We start from the raw sequence: 20,412 nt of genomic DNA on the forward strand, positions 1-20,412 counted from the left end.
CGGTCTGCCCGCGTTTGTCACTTTTCTCCTGGATGAGAAAAGTAACCAAAAGAATCATGAAGAAAAGAAACTCGCTGACGCTCAGACAATCTTTTCTTCAGTAAAAGGTACCACCTGGCAGCCGTCCTCAGTTTCATAGGGAGCGTAGGGCATTGCTGCTGGTGACGTTCGTGCGTGTGCTATCTCAACACTGGGCTACGCATGCGGCCCAGCGCCGAGACAGCGCAATGGCTGAGTAGGGTTTGGAGCCGCTGCAATGCCTGTATTGTCCTGCGGACGGGAAAAAGTAAAATAGTTGGTGGGAGAATTCTCCTCCTGGGAGGGGTGAGGTGGGTTCTGTTTCAAGGCTGATTTCTGAAAAGCAGGCCGAGAAAGCAGCAAGAGCAAAAGCTCCCCTCCTAATTTAGGAGGGGCTGGGGGTGGTTACATCTTTGCCCTCCTTTTCTGAAAACAGCCTTGAAACAGACGGGCTTCTGCTTAACGAATACCTTTTAAAGCGGCGTGCATCTATGAATTTAGACTGAATCTGTATTACCCCAAATGGCCGGGTTTGAAGAACCAATAATGGCTTTTACCGGTATATTTGAGTTAAGGCGCTTACGCAAAGCAGAGCCTGCATAACAGAGATACTTACCATGAAAGATTTATTGAGACTGCGTACCTCTCTTTCAGAGGAAATTGAGACGCTCTTAAACGAACAGATAAAAGTAGAAGCCCATTCCTCGGCCACGTATTTAGCCATGTCTAGCTGGTGCAACCGCCAGGGTTTTGATTACAGCGCCGATTACTTCATGAAACAGTCACACGAAGAGCGCGAGCACATGCTTAAGCTTTTCAACTTTGTGAGTGATTTGGGCGGCCATTCCATCTCGCCGGAAGTGGTGAACATTCCGCAGGAGTTCGATTCTTTCCGTGATGTGTTTGAAAAGGCGCTGCAACAGGAGATTTTTGTGACCCAGCAATTCAACCGCCTGGCCGACCAATGCATGAAGTCCCGCGATTTCATGACGTTCCAGTTTCTGCAGTGGTTCCTGAAAGAGCAGGTAGAGGAGGAGTATGTCGCCCGCCGCGCCCTGGAACTGTTTGACGTGATTGGCGAAGAAGGCACCGGGCGTTGGGAGATTGACAAAAACGTGCGTAAAATCAAGTACGACAACGACGGCGAATAACCTTTCCCAAAAACTTCTAGTTTAAAAAAGAACCCCTCACGCCTGTAAGCCTGAGGGGTTCTTCGTTTATTTGCCCAGCACCTGCTCCCGGAAAACCTCCAGAATCTGAGATTCGGTCATGTCATGCAGCCAGAGGTTCTGGGGCTGGATGCTGAAAATAGGGCCGTGTTTGCAGCGGTCGGTACAATCGGTTTTGATGATTTCCACTTCGTCTTTCAGGCCAGCCATCTTCAGCTGGTCGCGCATGGTTTTGCGGATCTCTTTGCCGCCGCGTTTCTGGCATTTGCCGCTGCCGCAAGCGTAAATCACTTGGCGCGGGTTGGTTGGGTATTTGCTCATAACTGCGTGAATGCTCTCTCTTGGGTTGTACGGAAGGCAGCCAGATTAGCTGTCTTTCCCGCCTTGGCCACTTGCGTGCGTCTGTTTTTGAGCCCGTTTCTGAAAAACAGCCTCAAAACAAACCAGCTGAAACGTTAGTCTTCGTAGGCGTTGCGTTGCCGCTGTGCTTTATAGAGCTGCCAGATGTAGAGCAAAATGCCCAGGGCCAGAAACCCGTAGATGGAGTAGGCCAGCACCCCGCTGTTTTCCTTGGCGACAAGGTCTTTGCCTAGGAAGAACGTGAGGTTTTTGGCAGGAGCCGTTAAGCCGTACAGTTTCCGGACGCCGCCGTTCTCCAGCACATCTTCGCGGTTGCTGTACTCCACGCGCAGCCGGTCGCCGGGCTTGATGGCGGACCTGAAGGCAGCGGTGTCAAAGTTGGCCTCCTCTTGGCCCGAAAGCTCAAACCGCTCAGCGAATTCCTTGAGCCAGATGCCGTAGTCTCGCTCGCCTTCGGGCGTTTTCTTGAAAGAGTAATTGATAAAGGTTCCTTCCTTCACCACCAGATCCTGCGCCTGCTTCACCTTCTGGGTGAGGTTCTTGAAAATAAGAAGGCCCAACCCCACAATGATCAGGAGAATGGCCGGCATGAACTGCCCCGATATAGGCAAAGGGAAAGTAGGAACGCCTAAGGTGCGTCTACTGCGTGCTGACATAGTATGTTTGAAATAAGATAAAGTTCTAAAAGTATTAAAACTATGCCGGGAATAGAAGAGTTCGTTTTTCCGGGAAGTTCCTGCGCCTACTTTCCAGAGAAACGAAAGTAACCTGCCGAGCCACGTTTTAGGCCCGAAATCCTAAAAACAAGCCCAAAACAGAAGCCACGGAGCCGCGCTAAAACGAGACATTGTTCAAACGACCTTCCCTGATTTGGATGACTTTACCGGAAAACGCACTGTAAACATCCAACTCGAAATTCGCGGAGAAGCGTCTTTGCCCCAGGTCAAACGCCGTGACGGTGAACGTTCCCGTGTGCTGCGGACCGGTGGAGAAAATGCCGGGCGTATTGGCGGGGTGGCGGCCCAGGTACTGGAGCGCCCCATTACTGCCAGCCCCGCTCCCGGGCGTGTTGTCTAAGTTGTAGTACAGGGTAGATTGCTGTTGCAGAAGGTAACTGCCCGTGCCGCGTACGTCCCAGATGTCCAGGTGAAGGCTTTTGATGGAGTCATTGCAGCTATCGGTGCCCCTAATGACCAACCGCCCGTTGCCCGCGTCATACGTCACTTCCAGGTTGTTCTTGGGCAAGGTGGGCGTGGGGATTTTGCTTCCCTCCAGATTGGTGCAGGCGGTAAAAGCCCGTCCGTTTATCTGGGCGGTCATGGCCGGGTCTTCCAGGAATTCATCTCCACAACCGGTAAAAATAACGCAAGAACAAAAAAGGAAGAGGGTGAAAATAAAACGCATGGGCAGCAAGTAAAATCCAGACAACGAGCGGAGGAAGGTCAGTAGAGAGACAGGGAAAAAGCCGGTTTCCCCTATGGGCGGAGAGGAAACCGGGTCATTTCAGAATCTCCACCCAGCCTTTGGCGGTGTTGCCGTCGGTGTCTTTCAGGATGTAGAAATACGTGCCTTCTGAGAGGTCGCCGCCATCCCACTTCTGGTTGTAGATTTTCTGCTGGAAAATCTGTTTTCCCCATAAGTTGTAGACAATGATCTCGGTGGGCAAGCAACTGAAATGCTGCACGAAGGTGTCGTTCTTGCCATCGCCGTTCGGGGTGAAAATGTTGGGGATGAACGGAGGCTTCACCACTACTTCGCCTACTTCCAGTATTTCCTGACAGCCGTTCCCGTACGTGGCCACCAGCGTGACCTGATAATTGCCCGGCGTCTGGTACAGGTGCCGAGGGGCTGTCTCATTAGATTGGGTTCCGTCGCCAAACTGCCAGGTAAAGCTGCTGGCGTTGGTGGTGCCGTTGGCAAAAGTGGCGTTGAACGGCGCGTAACCCGAGATGTCAGGATTATCTGCGCAGGCATTTGCCAGATGGGCTTCCATGGAAGGAGGGGGGAGTACGGTTATTTTCCTGGTCCCCGTAGCCGGACAGGGCTGCGTAATGGAATACGTCACATTGACGGAGCCAGAGAAACCCGCCGGTGGGGTGAACATACCAGAAGATGAGATGTTAGGGCCGCTCCAGGTGCCGCCCGCTATGTTAGCCCGTAACTGAAAAGGCACCATGCTGCCCGGGCATAGCGTGGTGTCAGGGCCCAGGTTAAGGGTAGAGGAAATCACTTCTACGGTTTGGGTCACAGCGCCACAACTCCCGTTCAGGCCATCGTTTATGTAGGTAATCACGTGTTTGCCCACGCCAGCGGTAGCCGGGGTGAAAGTGGCCCCTGATACGCCTTTGCCGGAGAAAACGCCCCCTGCCGGAGAAGCCGTCAACGGTACTACTGCCGTGGAGTTGACGCAGAAGATAGTATCTGGCATGGTAAGCGTGTGCGGCTCCGGCGGAAGCACCTTCAGGATCATGGTATTGGCAATGGAGCAGGCCCCAGTGCCGGTAACGGTATACGTGAGCGTGCGGTCGCCTATCAGGGCAGGAGCGGGGGTGAAGTAATACCGGCCACCGATCATAGTGACGCCATCACCGGACCATACGCCGCCACTGGGCGAGCCCTCCATCCTAAGCGCGGGACCCTCTACGCAGATTTCCTGATCTGGGCCGGCATCTGCCCGCAGCTCTTCCGCGAAGTCAAACTTAAAGGCGGCGTTGTTGCAGTTGAGGCTGTTGTTGATTCTGGAGTAGTAATTCGCCCCGGGCGGAAAGGGGAAATTGGACCTTCCCTGGCAGCCGCCACACACCGCCTGGTAAACATAGCCTTTCTTATCGAAGCGGCTGGTGCCGCCGTCTACGTGTTCGTAGCTTCCACCGGATATGCCCTGGTACCCGCCAAAAAAAGTGGCGTAGAGGAGTTGGCTCGCATCTGTGCCCAATTGCATGAGGTAGAAATCGCCGCCATCGGTAACGGTCTGGGCCGCTCCCGGGGTGGTAGGCAGTCCGTTGACCGTTCCGTTGCCGTAGACGCCCGCGTTGTTGGTGCCGCCCCAGCCCGAGATATAAATCCGTTGGCAGTCATCTACCAGAAAAGCGGTGGGCGAAATATCAATGGTGTTTCGGCCGGAGCCAAAAGCGGTAGACCAGACCGTGGTGGACAAGTCATTGCTCAGCTTGTGCAGAAACTGCCGCCCGTTGTTGTTGCGGTAGGTGCCCCTGGTCACAGGGTAATCGCCTAAGGTCTGGCCAAACAGATACACGCTGTTGGCGGCGTCTAATTGGAGGAAATACGTTTGGTCATAGGCCGGAGTGCCCATGAAGGTGGCTCCCATAATGGCCGTGCCGGTGTTGTTAATCTTGAGCACAAAGCCATCGGTGTTTCCGCCCGAGATAGGTTTCATGCCGTTGGCGGTGCCGGGCAGTGACGCACTGGTGGTTCCGCCGCAGACGTACACCTGCCGGTTCTGGTCTAACTGAATGGAATACGCAGCGTCAATGCCGGCTCCACCGTAATAGCTGGCCCAGAGCACCTGGCTCAGGTCTGGGGAAAGTTTGCAGACCACTGCGTCATGGGTGCCGCCGTGCTGTTGCGACCGAAACCCGTTCCGGGCCGGAAAGTCAGCGGAGGAGGTGTTGGAGGCGATGTAGATGTTGCCGTTTGGGTCTGTAATGATGTCGCCGCGGTACTGGTCTCCGTAGTTTTGCACCAGCGATGGGGTGGTAGGGGTAGGGAGCTTGGATAGAAGCCCGTCGTTGTGGGTGCCGCCTAAAAACGTGGAAGCCAGCAATGCGTCTCCGTTGCTGCTGAGGCGGGTGATGACCAGATCAGATCCGAAATCATACACGGGGTTTCCTCCGGAGCCCAACGGAGAAATGGACTCTCCGCCTTTGAAGTTGCGGCTGACTGCGTTCACAGAGGTGGGGTAATCTGCTGAACTGGTCGTGCCCAGCACAATGAGCTCATCTGCGGCGTTCACCACCAGGCTGTGCGGTGTCTCGGTGCTTGCGCCTCCAATATAGGTGGCGTAGAGCCGGGCCGCCGGGCCAATCGCTTTGGTGTCGTATTTGATGATGGCTATGTCCCAGTTGCCGTTGAAATTCTCATCGAACGCGCCCGTGGTCACCGGATACCCGATGCTGGAGACAATTCCTCCGGAATACATGTTGCCCTGGCTGTCATAGGTGGCGGTGTAGCCCCAGTTGTCGGCGGTGGAGCCGGTGAAGGAGGAGAATTCCACGACTGGGTCAATCACTAGCGGGAGCTGTTGGTCATAGCCATCGGGAAACTGAAAGGAAAGGCGCTGGCCGTTGAGTTGGTACTGGCACTTTACTTCCACGCGTTGGTTCTGCACCAGTTGATACGCCACCGGTTTGTGCTCGGTGAGGTGACCCACCGAGGTTTCCACGCGCAGGTTGCCGTTCTCTAAAGACAGGTTGGCGCCGGTGTAGTTGAGTTTGATCTGGGCAGGAGATGCGCCGGGCGCAACGTGGAGGTCATATTTCAGCTGGCCTCCCTGTTCATACAAGGCCATGTCTACGCCCTTGTAGAGGCTCTTGTATTGCACCTGCCGGAAGCCCCGGGCGCCTTTTCCCCACTTTTTGGGGTCCTTGCCAAGGTAGTAGTTCCGGGTGCCAGGGGTTATTTCCTGCCCCTGCAAAGCCGGCGCGGCGTTCGCATTTTCAAACGTGACGGAATAGGCATGGCTTCTGATCCGCTTGGAGGCGGAAGTGGTCCGTTGCGTGGCCGCGTCTGCTTCCGGTGAGTGGCCGTGTTGGCTAACCGCCGTTGGGTCGCGCAGGACATAGACAAAACCGGTAGGCTGCAGAAACATTTTGCCGCCCGCAATGTCTGCCGCGTACGACACCTGTTTAGGCCATTGCCCCTCGTTCTCCACAAACTCCAGCGTGCGGGAGTCTGGGGCGGAATTGCGGGCGGAAACTACCGCGGGCGCGGGCGTAGGGGCAACAGGTGCGGGCGCTGGACTGGCAGTTCCCAGAAAGAATTCCAGCAGGGTCCAGAAGGCAGAAAAGACAAATAGGGGAGCAGGCAGGGTCATCGTCAGAAATTGAAACTTCTGACTAAAATAAGCTAAATTTTCCTATAAATCTGCTGCTGGCCGCCGCTTGTTTTAAGGAGGATTTCAAAAAAAGAGGCAGAAAACCCAATTACCAGCCCATCCTCTGTTTTAAGGAATCAATATGCCCCACGTGGTGCTCGCCGTGCCAGGCGTACATGCCCGCCGCCTGAAACAAATAGACCTCGCCGCTCTCAGGATGGTAAAAGGAACGGTGCCATTCTTCCATGCAGAGCGAGCGGAGCAGGATGATCCAGCGCTGGTGCAGCGCCTCCAGGAGTTGCAGCGAAAGGGCCGGGTCTGCCCAGTGAGCATCGTGCAGGTACGCCCAGGGAGACTCCTGGTACGGTTTAATCACGGGAATATCCTCGGTGAGGGCCAGCCGGAAGCGGGTGTAGGCATTGATGTGGCTATCGGCGACGTGGTGCACTACCTGGCGCAGGGTCCAGCCGCCGGGGCGATAGGGGGTGTCCAGCTGCTCGTCTGACAGCGGATGCACCGCCGCCCGCAATTTGGCCGGCAGGGCCTCCAGGCTGGTGAGGGATTGTTTGACAAATGCAGACCCGTACAGAGGCGGGGCCTCATATCGTCCCAGGGGGTAGCGTAAAAGTTCCAGGGGTAAAGTTGATGTTTCCATGCAGATACAGAACTAGTCTTAACAAATCTAACGAAATGCACCGTTCTTGGCTGCGTTTTTGGCCTCTATTTTTGAAACTGCCCCCAAACAAGTCTGCCTCAGGCGCTTTATAAAGGCCGGGCGGAACGGTCATTCCTTTGAAACCCTGTAGCAGTACTGACTTCTGATCAATGTTGTGGTAACGTCTTTCCGGCGGTATTATCCTGTTCAGGAAATTGCTGCACAGAACAGCGGGTGTTGTTTTGCCTTCCGGCCAGGAAATTTTCACGACTAATAGAATGAACATCGCAAAGAAGGGCGGGGCGGGCGTAAAGCCGATGGCAGCGTTGATCTTGGCGGCACGGGACTGCGTACGGAATGAAAGTGTACCGCTGGCGCAACAATGTCTGGGCGCCAACGGTTGTAGGACAGGTGCTGTTTTCGCATTGGTTTGCTGAAAACAGGCCCAAAACGCAATTGCTTTTCCCATGCCTGAGTTACCCGAGGTAGAAACGTACCGCCGCTTTATTGACGAGACCAGCTTGTACCTGCCCATTGCCGACGTAGACGTGCAAGACCCCAAACGGCAGCTGACCGTAGACCTGGACGAGTTCAGGAGAACTTTGCGCGGAGATCAGTTTACCGGCACCCAGCGCGTGGGCAAACAGCTTTTTCTTTTGACGGCGAAGGGAACAGTGGTGACCATGCACTTCGGGATGACCGGTGACGTGGCTTTCTACCGCGATGACGCCGATACGCCACGCTTCGCCCGGGCCGTGTTTCACTTTGAAAACGGTTTCCGGTTTGCGTTCATTGACTCCCGGAAGTTTGGCCGAATCGGCTTGGCCCCGAGTGTGGACGCGTTCCGGCGGCAGAAGAAACTCGGTCCTGATGCGCTCACCCTCTCCACCGAAGAACTCACGCAAGGGCTGGCCAAAAAGAAATCGGCGATCAAGCCCCTGCTGCTGGACCAGCGCATTGCCCCCGGCGTGGGCAACTGGATTGCCGATGAAGTTTTGTTTCAGGCCCAGCTGGAGCCGGAACGCCCCGCCGACTCCCTACAGCCCGCCGAAATTGACCGACTGGCCACGGCCATCCGGGAGGTGCTGGAAACCGCCATCGCCGCCGAGGCCATCTACCGCGATTTCCCCTCGCACTACCTCATCCATGCCCGCGAATGGGACGACGCACCCGCCTCGGCCACCAAAGACGCCCATTTGCACTGCCCCCGGTGCCAGACCCTCATCCAGAAGAAGTACGTGGGTGGCCGCGCCACCTATTTTTGCCCAACTTGCCAGGTCTAAAGCCAAAGTGCTCTGGATTGCTCACGGTTCGTAAAGCGAGTAAAAGCAGGACATGGTTGTTCTATCCTGTTCTCTGAATATAGTATATTCAGTAGCGCAGTTACGGTTATCTGTTGATTTCGGCGAAAAACTGTATGTTTAGGCTAAGCTATAGGGCGCATAAGCGTAAGAGTGCGTTTATACGATAGTTATGCACAAGCTAAAAAAATAGAAAAATGTATAGAGATACTTGGACCAACTGTTATTCCTCAATTTGCTCAATTAGCTTTTTTAATCAGTTAAACCAAAAAATAGGATCTGGTACAGGATTTAAGGTCAACAATTTCTTAGTAACCAATAATCATGTATTTCAAGCCTCAGGTGCTTCATCAGTAGAATTAAGATTTGTGAATATTGATGGAAATTCTACAAAGTTTTCCAAAATCTTAAGTTATCAAGAATTCCAAGGTCGGCTTCAAACAGGTATGCCTGAACATTCTTGGGACTTTGCAATTCTTTCATTAAATGATACGGAATTTTCTACAATACCATCTTTAACACTTTCTGATTCTTCAAAAATCCAGATTGGAGGTAAAATAGCAGTTTTAGGGTTTCAGTTTGATCAAACAAACTTATCTATAAAACAGGGCCTCTTATCATCTAAATATACCAAAGCAGGAGTCAAATACATGCAGATTGACGCAAGCGTGAATCATGGAAATTCAGGCGGGCCACTCATTAATGTTGACAACAATCGGGTAGTGGGAATTGTGACAAGAAAACATACTGGACTTACTAACGCATTCGATGATTTGATCAAAACATTTGACAACAATATAAAAGTACTGAATGTTGCGAAAGGAATGATGTCAATGAGTGGAGTTGACCCTGTTGAAGCTTTAATAGTAAGTCAAAATCAGATGAAAATCACATCAAAAGAGATACAGCGTTCATCGAATGTTGGTATTGGTTTGGCATATGAACTTGACCAAATCAAGGACTTCTTTGATCACTTATAAAAAGCCAGTGCATAACAAGGTGCATAAGCCATGCTACGGCTTCAGCCTCGCACGTCTCATGCACGAGACCGTTGAGCTTAATTTAGATTATGAGATTAGATATAGTCCAAAAGGGTTCCAAATATACTTTTTATAAAAAGGGCGTTGAAGAGCCTATGTATAAAGGTCGCTACCGTTCTTTTTTCTTTAAATCTGGATACACAGAAGTATTTAACCCAGCAGGTGAAGTAGCGGCATCTGTAAGAATTGGGAACAGTATTTGGTTTCCAGGTCTAAATCGGACGTCTAAGGCAACTTATATCATCGATTTTACTGAGCAATCAACTATAATAGAAATCACAGTTAAAAATTATTCAAAAGGTTACTGGGAATTTGAATATCAAAACCATCAATACGCTTTTTATCGACATAGAGGACATAAAAGGTCTCTCTTCAAAAATGAAAAGCAGGTAGCTCGATACGACAAGAGAGCGGTTAACCTGTTTGAAAATGACCGTGCGTATGTGGTTGCGAACAGTGATGAGGATGAATTACTTCTCCTATGTCTATTCTTAGCATATGATATGGGTGAATATAATGATGCTGACATTTCTTTAGATTTTGGACAAGTATTGGAAGGAGTTAAGAAGATTGACCATGATTGGCAGCCATGGAAATAGAAAAACTAAGCTCAATAACACCTAAAAAGCAGTAGACGATTTTTAGCCAAGACGTTAGCGGCAATAAGAATATCAATTCATTTACTTAAACCACAACCAGTAAGAAGGATACTTATTGCTGAGATTTGGATACTTATTGCCAATCTTTTGTGCCGAATTTTGCCTTGTACTAAAAATAAAAAAAATGGACAGCGCAAAAGCATGGTTTATTACCGGAGCATCTAAAGGATTAGGATTGGCTCTAACAAAATTGGTTTTGGCAAAAGGTGACAAAGTAGTGGCAACTTCCCGGAACACAGAAAGTTTAAGTAAAAGCATAGGCGAAAACAACGAAAATTTCTTGCCCCTGCAGGTAGATATTACTTCTGATGCCGAAGTAAAAGATGCCGTAAACCGCAGTATTGAAAAATTCGGGAAGCTAGATGTGGTAGTAAACAACGCCGGGTATTCGTTGGTAGGCAGCATGGAAGAAGTAACGGATGAAGAGTTCCGGAAAACCATGGATGTCAACTTATTCGGGACGGTGAATGTAATAAGGGCGGTAATGCCTTACCTTAGGAAACAGCAATCCGGGCACATTATTAATATTTCTTCCAATGCCGGTTATGTTGGGTATGCTAATGCGGCCAGTTACAATGCCGCAAAATTTGCCGTTATTGGCCTATCCGAAGCCTTGCACCTGGAGGCCCAGCCCTTTAACGTAAAAGTAACCGTAGTGGCGCCCGGCCAGTTCCGCACTAATTTTATGGACGAAGGCTCTTTAACCTTTACTAAAAACAAAATAGATGTTTACAAAGTAGCCGAGGCCGAAGCCATGTGGCGCAGCTTTAGTGGTCAGCAAATGGGCGACCCCGAAAAGCTGGTAAATATTTTGTATGATATTACCCAACTACCTACTCCGCCCCTACACCTGTTATTAGGGCCAGATACGTATGAACTGATAACCAATCATAGAGCCCAGGAGAAACAGGAAATAGAAACCTGGAAGCACTTAACTTTATCAACTAATTTCGATTAAGGCAAAAGCGGGCTATTTTGTCCCGCTTTTTTAATTTTATGATATGAAAAGAACCGGAAATTTACCTCATCCTATAAAATCTATTGCGGAACTGCACCGACTTTTGGAAATTGAAAAACCAAAACATCCTTTAATTAGTGTCATCGACTTTAGTAAGATATCCTGCTATTCTAACGAAAAGCTTAAAAGCGTAAGTTACCATTTTTACTGCATTGCCTTAAAGAAGAACTTTGCCGGAAAAATGCGATATGGCCAGAATTACTATGATTTTGACGAAGGTGTGATGACATTCTTCTCCCCCAATCAAATCATAACCACTGATTTTGACCCGGGCTTAAAGTTAGAAGGCTGGTGGCTCGTACTGCACCCGGATTTTATCAGGGGTTACCCCTTAGCACAAAGGCTGAATACGTATAACTTTTTTTCCTACGCAGTAAACGAGGCCTTGTATGTGTCAGAAAGTGAAGAAATAGTAGTTGATACAATTATGCAGGGCATTCACAAAGAATATAACACCTCTATTGATGGTTTTAGCCAGGATATAATTGTGTCGCAAATAGAATTACTGCTGAATCATTGCAACCGGTTTTATCATCGGCAATTTATTACGCGTAAAACCGCCAGTAACGAACTTTTGGTAAAATTGGAAACTATTCTGGCTGATTATTTCAGCAGTGAAAAATTGCAGCAGTCAGGCCTGCCCACGGTGCAGGATATTGCCGACCAGTTGCATTTGTCACCTAATTATTTAAGCGATATGCTCCGGACGCTTACCGGGCAAAGTACGCAGCAACATATTTATGACCGCTTAATCGAAAAAGCCAAGGAAATGCTGGTGTCTACCAATTTGTCTGTAGGCGAAATAGCTTTTCAGTTTGGCTTTGAGTACCCGCAATCTTTTCATAAATTATTTAAAAGAAAAACCAACTTTTCGCCTTTAGAGTACCGGCAGTCCTTTAATTAAATCCTGCTTCCGCTAACACAAGCTAAACGCCAGTCGGGTTGTATCCAGATAGAAATCTGTCACTTTTTTTACCGATAATTAGCAAGCAAATATAAAGCAAGTAAACTTTCCCAATCGCCGCTTAGCCACAGTACGTTATAGGCTGTTGTCAAGCGATACTGGACTCATTTGAGTAAATTGCAATCATGAAATTTAAAATCGCATTTATAGGTCTGGCAAGTTGGCTGCTGGCCATTTGCAGTGTAAACGCCCAACAGCCGGGCAACAAAGTAAAAGTGGTTGGGCAAATGAAGAATGTGATGTGGAAAGGGCAACTTCATGGCAACATACACCTTGACACCATCGCCGATAAGAAGAAGCTATACGGGCTGGGGCCGGTTGAGTATTTAGCGGGCGAAATTCTGATCATTGACGGCAAAGCCTACAAATCTACCGTGGTGTCTGATACGAAAATGAAAGTGGAAGAAACCTATGACATCAAAGCGCCCTTTTTTGGTTATGCAAACATCGCCAAATGGAGAGAGCAGACCTTGCCTGACAGCATTCAGACGATGCAACAGCTTGAACGGTACCTTGATAAAGTTACCAAGACATCGCCGAGGCCCTTTATGTTTAAGCTTTCAGGAACAGTGGCAGAGGCCACAATCCATGTCGTGAATTTGCCGAAAGGTTCAAAGGTTAGTTCGCCCGATGAAGCACACCAAGGGCAGAAAAATTATGGACTGAAAAACAAATCATCAGACATCATCGGCTTTTTCTCCACCCAGCACAAGGCCATTTTAACGCACCATGACACGTTCTTGCATATGCACTTAATAACAGATGACCGACAGCAAATGGGGCATTTAGACCAAGTGCTTTTTAAGAAAGGCACAGTTAAGCTGTATTTGCCGGCAGAATGAAAGAATAAGGAAGGTGTGAAACGGGCTTAGAAAAGACCATAGGTAGTGCCGGCTAGGCGTATATATAGTTTGCTATATATTGATCTTCCGCATGGGGATCAATGATGGAAATCGTCCCTCATGCCAAATCCGAAATCCTCATGGGTAATGCTCTTTTTTAATGATAGATTCCTGGAAATAGGCTTTGTATAACTTACACTCATGGAGCAGTTGATTGAATTTATTTTGCAGTTTGGAAGCCTGGGCCAACAACAGATTGACCTCATTAAAGAAAAGGCCATAGAGAGACAATTGCCAAAAGGCGACTACTTTTCTGAAGCAGGAAGAATTCCCGCCCAGGTTGGTTTCCTGGTGGAGGGGGTGATGCGGGGATACTATTACAATAGCAAAGGGGAAGAAATTACCCGCTGCTTTATCAGTGAGAATAGCCTAGTGGTTGATTACATGAATTTTGAGGCGAATACAGCCTCCTCAGAATACCTGCAGGCCAGTACTGCTTGCAGGCTCATGGTGTTTTCCAAACCGAACTGGGAAGAGCTTTCCCGGGCTATTGTGGGTTGGGACAACATGAAAAATAAGATGGTTCAACTGTGTATGTTCCAGAAATCCAGAAAAGGCCCGGTGATTTCACAAGATGCCACTACCCGCTACCTGGAATTTATAGCCAATTACCCATCGCTGATGAATCGTGTCCCGTTGGCCTACATTGCTTCCTATTTGGGCGTAACCCAACAGTCTTTGAGTAGAATCAGAAAAAGCATCCGCTAAACCACTATTTACCATTTGGTAAACGATTCCATTTCTTGACGAGACAATTTTGCGTGTCAACTTAACGAAAGCAAGAAATGAAATCAGTGTTAATTACCGGAGCCAACAAAGGCATTGGCCTGGAAACCGCGAAACAACTTGTGAGAGAAGGACTGTTTGTTTATGTAGGCAGTAGAGATATTGAAAAAGGGAGAGAAGTTGTACAGGAAATAAACGCTCAGGGCTTTGAAAATGTCAAAGCGATTGAATTAGACGTCACCAATCCCGCCACGCTGGCAGCTGCTAAGAAGGTGATAGAAGAGGAGCGGGGGCATCTGGATGTGCTGATCAACAATGCCGGCATCAGTGGAATGGTGCCCCAAAGCGCTCAGGAGACAGGCATTGATCAGTATAAAGAAGTCTTTGCCGTTAATGTATATGGCGTTGTAAGCGTTACCCAAACCTTTCTGGGGCTGTTGCAGAAATCGGGGGAGCCCAGAATTGTAAATGTAAGTACCAGCGTGGGCTCCCTGACGCTCCAGAGCAACCCGGCCTGGCCTCCGTATGACTATGCCAAGTATGCGGTGTATGCAGCTTCAAAGTCTGCCATGAACATGTACACGGTCCATCTGGCGTATGAGTTGCGCGGCACCGCTTTCAAAGTGAATGCCGTTTGCCCAGGCTACACCAAAACTGATTTCACGAACTATATGGGAGGTGACGTGGAGGAAGCCGGAAAACGCATCGTAAAATACGCCCTGATTGACCAAAACGGCCCCACTGGCAAATTCTTCAGCGAAGAAAGCAATCCGGAAACCGGCGAGATTCCCTGGTAAGAAAAGCCGCTCCCCACAAAGTGCTGCCACAAAAGGGCTGACGAGGTTCATTCATCGTCAGCCCTTTTGTGTATCTTCCTGTTAGATTGATCGCCTGTGTTTTGAAGCAGCACTGCGGCAATGCTTTTCTCCTGGATGCCTGAGAAGAAGTAACCGGTGACCATTGCCTCTGCTGCACCAAACCGAAAACTGTATCCTTAACCTTGCACCTGCTCAACATGAATGTACCACAGCAACTCGCCCAACACGTCAGGGAAGTTTTTTTTGGAGGGAATTGGACAGAATCTGCCTTGAAGGAGCATGTCACTGACGTCACCTGGCAGCAAGCCACCGCCCGCGTGGGCTCCCTGAATACCATTGCGGCCCTGGTGTACCACTCCCATTACTATATAAGTGCCCTGCTGCAGGTCTTGAGGGCAGAGCCGCTCACCGCCCGCGACAAAGACAGTTTTGAGCACCCGCCCATCCACTCGGCGGAAGCCTGGGAAAGTTTGTTGGCGAACGTGTGGGAAGAGACCGAGGCCGCGGCGCTCCTGATTGAGCAGCTGCCGGAAGCCAAACTCTGGGAAACTTTTGTGGAGGAGAAATACGGAACCTACTACCGGAACATCCAGGGCATTATTGAACACACGCATTACCATCTGGGGCAGATTGTCTTATTGAAAAAGCTGTTGCCCCAGACGGCAGAAACGAGCTCAAGCCCCGCGCTCTCCTGAAGTGCCAACCCCGTCTGGATGCTCTCCCTTCAAGCGACGGCACCTGCGGGCTCGTCTCAAAGCAGCAAGGCAAAAGGGGATGCTTTGGCATAGAACCCGTCATGACAACAGCCCGCCTGTACTTTTGCGTTTAAAGAGCAAAAAACGAAAATGACCGGCGAAACAGATTTAGCTAAAATGCTCAGGACCTTGGAGCCCAGGCTGAACCCAGGGGCGTATGTCTTCTGCGTTGTGCAAGACATGGCAGAGCTCGACCTGGCGGAAGTCCTCATGATGTTCCGGGAAGGCGAGGGGACCACCGTCATCTTGAAGAAAGATGTCGCCGATCGTCTCCAACTGGCGTACTCCTTCATTGCTGCCTGGATTACTCTGTCCGTGCATTCGTCGCTGGAGGCGGTGGGTTTAACGGCCGTTTTTTCAAAAACACTGGCAAAACACGGGATCAGCTGCAACGTGGTGGCCGCCTATTACCACGATCATATTTTTGTAAACCAGCAGCACGCCGCCGAAGCCATGCGGGTGCTCACCGGGCTGTCGACTGGAAATGCGAATTCAGATGAACTTTCGTCAGTTTCATAGCAAAGTAAGCAAGCAAAGAAGTGTTGTTTTAAATATTTGCTAAGTAAAAAGTAAAAACTTTGCGAATATTTATTTGAATTAAGAATTTTACTACGATATTTGGTAATCGTAACTCTTAAATTCAAGTATTGTGTGTGGAATTGTTTGTGCTTTTGATTTAAAGGAACCTGCTGAAGCATTACGGCCTCAGTTACTGGAGATGGCTAAATGTATACGGCACCGTGGTCCGGACTGGAGTGGGATTTTCAGTAGCGAGAAGGCCATTCTGGCGCATGAGCGCCTGGCCATCGTGGACCCTACCTCCGGGAAACAGCCGTTGTTCAGCGAAGATGGTAAGTTGGTGCTGGCCGCCAACGGAGAAATCTACAACCATTTAGAACTCAGAGAAAAACTCACCATTGACTATAATTTCCAGACCAGATCAGACTGTGAAGTCATTCTGGCGCTATATAAAGAGAAAGGAAGCAAATTCTTAGACGACCTCAACGGCATTTTCGGGTTTGCCCTCTATGACCTGGAGAATGACGCCTACCTGATTGCCCGGGACCACATGGGTATTATTCCGCTGTACATTGGCTGGGACGCGAACGGTACCTTCTACGTGGCCTCAGAACTGAAAGCCCTGGAAGGCAAGTGCGCCAGAATTGAGCTTTTCCCGCCGGGTCATTACCTGTCCAGCCAGGAAGAGGGTTTCCAGAAATGGTATGACCGCGAGTGGCGCGAATATGAGAACGTAGCCCAGAACGAAACCAGCATTCAGGAACTGCGCGAAGCCCTGGAAGCCGCCGTGCACCGCCAGTTGATGAGCGATGTGCCCTACGGCGTGCTGCTCTCCGGCGGCCTGGATTCCTCCATCACCTCGGCCATCGCCAAAAAATACGCCGAGAAACGGATAGAGAGCAACGACAAAGAAGCCGCCTGGTGGCCGCAGTTGCACTCGTTCGCCATCGGGTTGGAAGGCTCTCCGGATTTGGCCGCCGCCCAGAAAGTGGCCGATCATTTGGGTACCGTGCACCACGAGATAAAATTCACCATCCAGGAGGGCATTGACGCCATCAAAGACGTGATCTACCACCTGGAGACGTACGATGTCACCACCGTGCGGGCCTCTACGCCCATGTACCTCATGGCGCGTGCCATTAAGTCCATGGGCATTAAAATGGTGCTTTCCGGCGAGGGTTCCGATGAGATCTTTGGCGGCTACCTGTACTTCCATAAAGCGCCCAACGCCCGCGAGTTCCACGAAGAAACCGTCCGGAAACTGGACAAATTGCACATGTATGACTGCCTGCGCGCGAACAAATCACTGTGTGCCTGGGGCATTGAAGGGCGCGTGCCATTCCTGGACAAAGAGTTCATGGACGTGGCCATGCGCATCAACCCGCAGGACAAGATGATCAACGGCGAACGCATGGAGAAATGGGTGCTGCGCAAAGCGTTTGAAGACTACCTGCCCGCCAGCGTGGCCTGGCGCCAGAAAGAGCAGTTCTCAGACGGCGTGGGCTACAACTGGATTGACACGCTCAAGGCCATGGTCAACACCAAGGTGAGCGATGAGCAACTGGCCAACGCCAGCGAGTACTTCCCTATTCAGCCGCCGTCCAGCAAAGAGGAGTTCTACTACCGTTCCATCTTCTCCAAACACTTCCCCAGCGATGCCGCCGCGCTATCCGTACCATCAGTGCCGTCGGTAGCATGCAGCACGCCTATTGCCCTGGAGTGGGACGAGTCCTTCAAGAACATGAACGACCCCTCTGGCCGGGCCGTCGCCAACGTCCATGCCGATGCTTATCAAAAGGCGGAAGTAGCGCAATAAGCAACGGAGCTGATGTAAGCAAAATGGAAACGCCACCCACTACACACGTGGGTGGCGTTTCTCGTTTACAGAAGTAAGGAAGCCGTGAAAAGATAACTGAAACAGCATTCCTTGCCGAGCTATTTTAGGCCTGTTTTTCAGGAAACAGCCCGAAAAGGAATAGCCTCCCCCAACGCTTAAACTCGTTCAACAGCTACGGAAGGTGTCTCTGAAGAGAATGCCGTTTATAAGTCATTCTCAGCTTTGAGCACCGCGCCGCGAAAGCACCTCCTTCACCGAAGCCCAGCGGAGATCTGGATAGCGGGCGTTGTCCAGGGGCTGCAACTTCGGAAGGCCGCTGAACATGTTGCGCAGGTACTGCATGCCTTGCCAGGGCGGGAACACCTCCTTCGGCTGTGGGAAAAGGGCGCGCGTCACCTTGATGAGGGTGTCAAGTCTACCAAGGCTGCCGGCCCGCAGCAGACGGAAGTTTTTGCCGGTCACTTCAGAGGCAATGTCCTTCAGGCCGCTCGCGCTCACCACCTCGCCGGCAATGCGGAGGTAGCGGGGAGCGGCGGCATCCAGGGCGGCAGCGGCGGTAAAATGGGCGGTGTCTTCAATGGTGGTAAAATCCAGAGGTTGGTGCGCATTGCCCCAGTAGACCACCCGCTTCATCGGAAACAGCACCACGGGCGCGGCTCCCACCAGCAAATCAGTGAACATGCCGTTCAAAACCGAGGTGGCCGCAATGGGCGCCTGGTTCAGGCGCTCGGCAAACTCCCGCCGGAGATCCAGATTGCGGTTGGTGCCTTGGGGGAGCTTGGTGAAATCGATGGAGAAATCGGAGGGAATGAAGCGGGGAACTCCGGCCTCCACGGCCGCCTGCAACAACAAGGTTTGAGCGTCTACAATCACTTCCCGCAGCCCGGAGAGCGCCGAGATCACGCAGGTTCCGCCAGCACAAACTTCCCGCAACGCGGCGGCGTTCTGGAAATCCACTTCCACCACCGAGGCTCCCAGGTTCCGCAAGCCAGTGCTTTTCTCTGCCGCCGTTCCGGGCCGGACCATCGCCCGCACGTGCGCTCCCCGCTGAACAAGGGCCCGGACAATTCGGCCGCCAAGGTCACCGGTGGCTCCGGCTACAATAATGGTGGGTTTCTCAAGGGATGCGTTTTGTTCAGGAGCCATGGCGTCGTTTTCTTTTACCCTTAACCACTAGACGGGACAAATGTTGAAGGAACAACCTGCCGGAGGAAGGTAAATACCTTTTCCCTTGCGATGTGTGCTCTCCAGCAAGCCGAAAGGTGCCTCCCTCTGGATGATGGATGAGCCCGCAGCAAGACCAAAGTGCTCTCCTTCGGCTCACGCAACAGGTTCGTCTTCTTTTCCGATCGATAAAAAAATACTTGTCCATTTTTCGGTTGCCAGCCGGTGTGGGATGGGCGTTCTTTGAAGAAAAAAGCCCTGGTTTTCAGAAATCAGGCTTAAAATGGAAGAAGTCGTTCATGCTATTTTTTACCCTATGTTGGTCACGAACAGAAAAGACGTAGATAAATACTACAAAGCCCTGGTGGCGAAAGATGAGCAGTTCATCGGCATCTTTTACGTGGGCGTGAAAACTACCGGTATCTTCTGTATTGCCACGTGCCGCGCGCGCAAACCCAAACCCGAGAACGTGGAGTTTTACACCGAGGCGCGCGAACTGCTGCAAAACGGGTATCGGCCGTGCAAAGTCTGTAAGCCCACGGAGCACGCGCACCAGCCGCCGCCCGAGGTGCTGGCCGCCCTGCAGCTGGTGAAGGAAAACCCCAAACAGAAAATCCAGGACTATCATTTCCGGGAGCAGGGCCTGGCCCCGGAGAAAATCAGGAGATGGTTTAAGAAGCACCACGGCATCACCTTCCAAGCCTACCAACGCATGACCAGAATCAATACCGCCTTCCAGGAACTGAAAACCGGCAAAAACGTGACCGACTCCGCCTTTGACTCAGGTTATGAGTCCTTGAGCGGTTTTGGCTATACTTTCAAAAAACTGCTCGGAAACTCCCCTGACGAGATCAAAGACCAAACCATCATCCTGATGACCCGGCTCACCACGCCGCTGGGCCCCATGTACGCCTGCGCCACCCCGCAAGGAATCTGCCTCCTGGAGTTCACCGATAGAAGAATGCTGGAAACTGAGTTCCGGGATCTGCAGAAACGGTTAAACGCCACTATTCTGGCCGGCGAAAATGACCACCTGCTCCAATTGAAAACTGAGGTGGCCGAGTATTTTGCGGGCACCAGAAAAACGTTTACGGTGCCGTTGAACGCCCCGGGCACGGCGTTTCAGCAGAAGGTGTGGCACGTGCTGCACGACATTCCCTACGGGGAAACCTGCTCGTACCAAGGCCAGGCCGAAAAGCTGGACATGCCCAAGGCGGTTCGGGCGGTAGCCTCGGCCAACGGCCACAACCGCATCTCCATTATCATCCCGTGCCACCGCGTCATTGGCAAGAACAACCAGTTAACAGGCTACGGCGGCGGCCTGGAACGGAAGAAATGGCTGCTGGACCATGAACGGAAACATGCGCTCTCTCAGCCGGAATAAGAAGGAATTGTTTGCGAGGACCTAAAATGAATCGTCCCGTTTAGGGCCTGTTTTCAGAAAACAGGCCCTA

19 protein-coding genes are annotated in these 20,412 nt (G+C 51.0%); 13 read left to right on the forward strand and 6 right to left on the reverse strand.

The features are described from left to right. The first annotated feature begins 635 nt into the window (after nucleotides 1-635). Nucleotides 636-1,169 carry a ferritin gene (locus tag H7U12_RS05065; protein WP_186633925.1) on the forward strand — a complete coding sequence of 178 codons (534 nt, stop codon included), beginning with the start codon at nucleotides 636-638 and terminating at the stop codon, nucleotides 1,167-1,169. Nucleotides 1,170-1,235: 66 nt separating this feature from the next. Here the strand turns inward: H7U12_RS05065 and H7U12_RS05070 are convergent, their stop codons facing one another. The 5 genes from H7U12_RS05070 to H7U12_RS05090 all read right to left on the reverse strand — a co-directional run bounded on the left by H7U12_RS05070 (nucleotide 1,236) and on the right by H7U12_RS05090 (nucleotide 7,255). Further along, the gene (locus H7U12_RS05070) at nucleotides 1,236-1,508 is read right to left on the reverse strand and encodes a (2Fe-2S) ferredoxin domain-containing protein (protein ID WP_186633928.1); all 273 of its coding nucleotides are present in this window, start codon (nucleotides 1,506-1,508) and stop codon (nucleotides 1,236-1,238) included. Between the two features lie 134 nt (nucleotides 1,509-1,642). Next, complete coding sequence (locus H7U12_RS05075) at nucleotides 1,643-2,203, reverse strand: hypothetical protein (RefSeq protein WP_186633931.1); 561 nt, start codon at nucleotides 2,201-2,203, stop codon at nucleotides 1,643-1,645. 178 nt (nucleotides 2,204-2,381) lie between these two features. Further along, entirely contained in the window at nucleotides 2,382-2,867 is a 486-nt protein-coding gene (locus tag H7U12_RS05080) for a hypothetical protein (protein WP_186633934.1), read from the reverse strand. Between the two features lie 178 nt (nucleotides 2,868-3,045). Beyond that, nucleotides 3,046-6,600, reverse strand: a complete 3,555-nt coding sequence (locus H7U12_RS05085; protein ID WP_186633937.1) for a DUF7948 domain-containing protein — start codon at nucleotides 6,598-6,600, stop codon at nucleotides 3,046-3,048. Between the two features lie 109 nt (nucleotides 6,601-6,709). Next, a complete protein-coding gene (locus H7U12_RS05090) occupies nucleotides 6,710-7,255 on the reverse strand; it encodes a YfiT family bacillithiol transferase (protein WP_186633940.1) in 546 nt (181 codons plus the stop codon). A gap of 467 nt (nucleotides 7,256-7,722) precedes the next feature. Here H7U12_RS05090 and mutM point away from each other — a divergent pair, with 467 nt between their 5' ends. From mutM to asnB, 11 genes are all read left to right on the forward strand, one after another. Continuing rightward, nucleotides 7,723-8,538 (forward strand): DNA-formamidopyrimidine glycosylase, encoded by an 816-nt coding sequence (mutM, locus tag H7U12_RS05095; RefSeq protein WP_186633943.1) that lies wholly within the window; start codon nucleotides 7,723-7,725, stop codon nucleotides 8,536-8,538. A gap of 215 nt (nucleotides 8,539-8,753) precedes the next feature. After that, on the forward strand, nucleotides 8,754-9,536 hold the full coding sequence (locus H7U12_RS05100) for a S1 family peptidase (protein ID WP_186633946.1): 783 nt from the start codon (nucleotides 8,754-8,756) through the stop codon (nucleotides 9,534-9,536). Nucleotides 9,537-9,625: 89 nt separating this feature from the next. Then, on the forward strand, nucleotides 9,626-10,195 hold the full coding sequence (locus H7U12_RS05105) for a hypothetical protein (RefSeq protein WP_186633950.1): 570 nt from the start codon (nucleotides 9,626-9,628) through the stop codon (nucleotides 10,193-10,195). A gap of 184 nt (nucleotides 10,196-10,379) precedes the next feature. After that, the gene (locus tag H7U12_RS05110) at nucleotides 10,380-11,213 is read left to right on the forward strand and encodes an SDR family oxidoreductase (RefSeq protein ID WP_186633953.1); all 834 of its coding nucleotides are present in this window, start codon (nucleotides 10,380-10,382) and stop codon (nucleotides 11,211-11,213) included. 43 nt (nucleotides 11,214-11,256) lie between these two features. Further along, nucleotides 11,257-12,177 carry a helix-turn-helix domain-containing protein gene (locus H7U12_RS05115; protein ID WP_186633956.1) on the forward strand — a complete coding sequence of 307 codons (921 nt, stop codon included), beginning with the start codon at nucleotides 11,257-11,259 and terminating at the stop codon, nucleotides 12,175-12,177. A 185-nt stretch (nucleotides 12,178-12,362) separates the two neighbouring features. After that, nucleotides 12,363-13,079 (forward strand): acetolactate decarboxylase, encoded by a 717-nt coding sequence (locus H7U12_RS05120; RefSeq protein ID WP_206683873.1) that lies wholly within the window; start codon nucleotides 12,363-12,365, stop codon nucleotides 13,077-13,079. A 201-nt stretch (nucleotides 13,080-13,280) separates the two neighbouring features. After that, the gene (locus H7U12_RS05125; protein ID WP_186633959.1) at nucleotides 13,281-13,847 is read left to right on the forward strand and encodes a Crp/Fnr family transcriptional regulator; all 567 of its coding nucleotides are present in this window, start codon (nucleotides 13,281-13,283) and stop codon (nucleotides 13,845-13,847) included. A gap of 77 nt (nucleotides 13,848-13,924) precedes the next feature. Beyond that, entirely contained in the window at nucleotides 13,925-14,662 is a 738-nt protein-coding gene (locus H7U12_RS05130) for an SDR family oxidoreductase (protein WP_186633962.1), read from the forward strand. A 218-nt stretch (nucleotides 14,663-14,880) separates the two neighbouring features. Continuing rightward, entirely contained in the window at nucleotides 14,881-15,378 is a 498-nt protein-coding gene (locus H7U12_RS05135) for a DinB family protein (RefSeq protein ID WP_186633966.1), read from the forward strand. A gap of 150 nt (nucleotides 15,379-15,528) precedes the next feature. Beyond that, nucleotides 15,529-15,957, forward strand: coding sequence for an ACT domain-containing protein (locus H7U12_RS05140; protein WP_186633969.1), 429 nt, complete (start codon nucleotides 15,529-15,531; stop codon nucleotides 15,955-15,957). Nucleotides 15,958-16,087: 130 nt separating this feature from the next. Further along, nucleotides 16,088-17,773, forward strand: a complete 1,686-nt coding sequence (gene asnB, locus H7U12_RS05145; RefSeq protein ID WP_186633972.1) for an asparagine synthase B — start codon at nucleotides 16,088-16,090, stop codon at nucleotides 17,771-17,773. Between the two features lie 237 nt (nucleotides 17,774-18,010). Here the strand turns inward: asnB and H7U12_RS05150 are convergent, their stop codons facing one another. After that, nucleotides 18,011-18,940: an NmrA family NAD(P)-binding protein gene (locus H7U12_RS05150; RefSeq protein ID WP_186633975.1), complete on the reverse strand. Its 930-nt coding sequence runs from the start codon at nucleotides 18,938-18,940 to the stop codon at nucleotides 18,011-18,013. A 334-nt stretch (nucleotides 18,941-19,274) separates the two neighbouring features. Here H7U12_RS05150 and H7U12_RS05155 point away from each other — a divergent pair, with 334 nt between their 5' ends. After that, on the forward strand, nucleotides 19,275-20,342 hold the full coding sequence (locus H7U12_RS05155) for a bifunctional transcriptional activator/DNA repair enzyme AdaA (RefSeq protein ID WP_186633978.1): 1,068 nt from the start codon (nucleotides 19,275-19,277) through the stop codon (nucleotides 20,340-20,342). The last annotated feature ends 70 nt before the right edge of the window (nucleotides 20,343-20,412 follow it).

It is taken from the genome of Rufibacter sediminis (assembly GCF_014269285.1).
Lineage (GTDB): Bacteria > Bacteroidota > Bacteroidia > Cytophagales > Hymenobacteraceae > Nibribacter > Nibribacter sediminis.

Coding starts and splice junctions, on each gene's coding strand:
- H7U12_RS05065 (WP_186633925.1), top strand. CDS start 636: ATGAAAGATTTATTGAGACTGCGTACCTCTCTTTCAGAGGAAATTGAG.
- H7U12_RS05070 (WP_186633928.1), bottom strand. CDS start 1,508: ATGAGCAAATACCCAACCAACCCGCGCCAAGTGATTTACGCTTGCGGC.
- H7U12_RS05075 (WP_186633931.1), bottom strand. CDS start 2,203: ATGTCAGCACGCAGTAGACGCACCTTAGGCGTTCCTACTTTCCCTTTG.
- H7U12_RS05080 (WP_186633934.1), bottom strand. CDS start 2,867: ATGACCGCCCAGATAAACGGACGGGCTTTTACCGCCTGCACCAATCTG.
- H7U12_RS05085 (WP_186633937.1), bottom strand. CDS start 6,600: ATGACCCTGCCTGCTCCCCTATTTGTCTTTTCTGCCTTCTGGACCCTG.
- H7U12_RS05090 (WP_186633940.1), bottom strand. CDS start 7,255: ATGGAAACATCAACTTTACCCCTGGAACTTTTACGCTACCCCCTGGGA.
- mutM (WP_186633943.1), top strand. CDS start 7,723: ATGCCTGAGTTACCCGAGGTAGAAACGTACCGCCGCTTTATTGACGAG.
- H7U12_RS05100 (WP_186633946.1), top strand. CDS start 8,754: ATGTATAGAGATACTTGGACCAACTGTTATTCCTCAATTTGCTCAATT.
- H7U12_RS05105 (WP_186633950.1), top strand. CDS start 9,626: ATGAGATTAGATATAGTCCAAAAGGGTTCCAAATATACTTTTTATAAA.
- H7U12_RS05110 (WP_186633953.1), top strand. CDS start 10,380: ATGGACAGCGCAAAAGCATGGTTTATTACCGGAGCATCTAAAGGATTA.
- H7U12_RS05115 (WP_186633956.1), top strand. CDS start 11,257: ATGAAAAGAACCGGAAATTTACCTCATCCTATAAAATCTATTGCGGAA.
- H7U12_RS05120 (WP_206683873.1), top strand. CDS start 12,363: ATGAAATTTAAAATCGCATTTATAGGTCTGGCAAGTTGGCTGCTGGCC.
- H7U12_RS05125 (WP_186633959.1), top strand. CDS start 13,281: ATGGAGCAGTTGATTGAATTTATTTTGCAGTTTGGAAGCCTGGGCCAA.
- H7U12_RS05130 (WP_186633962.1), top strand. CDS start 13,925: ATGAAATCAGTGTTAATTACCGGAGCCAACAAAGGCATTGGCCTGGAA.
- H7U12_RS05135 (WP_186633966.1), top strand. CDS start 14,881: ATGAATGTACCACAGCAACTCGCCCAACACGTCAGGGAAGTTTTTTTT.
- H7U12_RS05140 (WP_186633969.1), top strand. CDS start 15,529: ATGACCGGCGAAACAGATTTAGCTAAAATGCTCAGGACCTTGGAGCCC.
- H7U12_RS05150 (WP_186633975.1), bottom strand. CDS start 18,940: ATGGCTCCTGAACAAAACGCATCCCTTGAGAAACCCACCATTATTGTA.
- H7U12_RS05155 (WP_186633978.1), top strand. CDS start 19,275: ATGTTGGTCACGAACAGAAAAGACGTAGATAAATACTACAAAGCCCTG.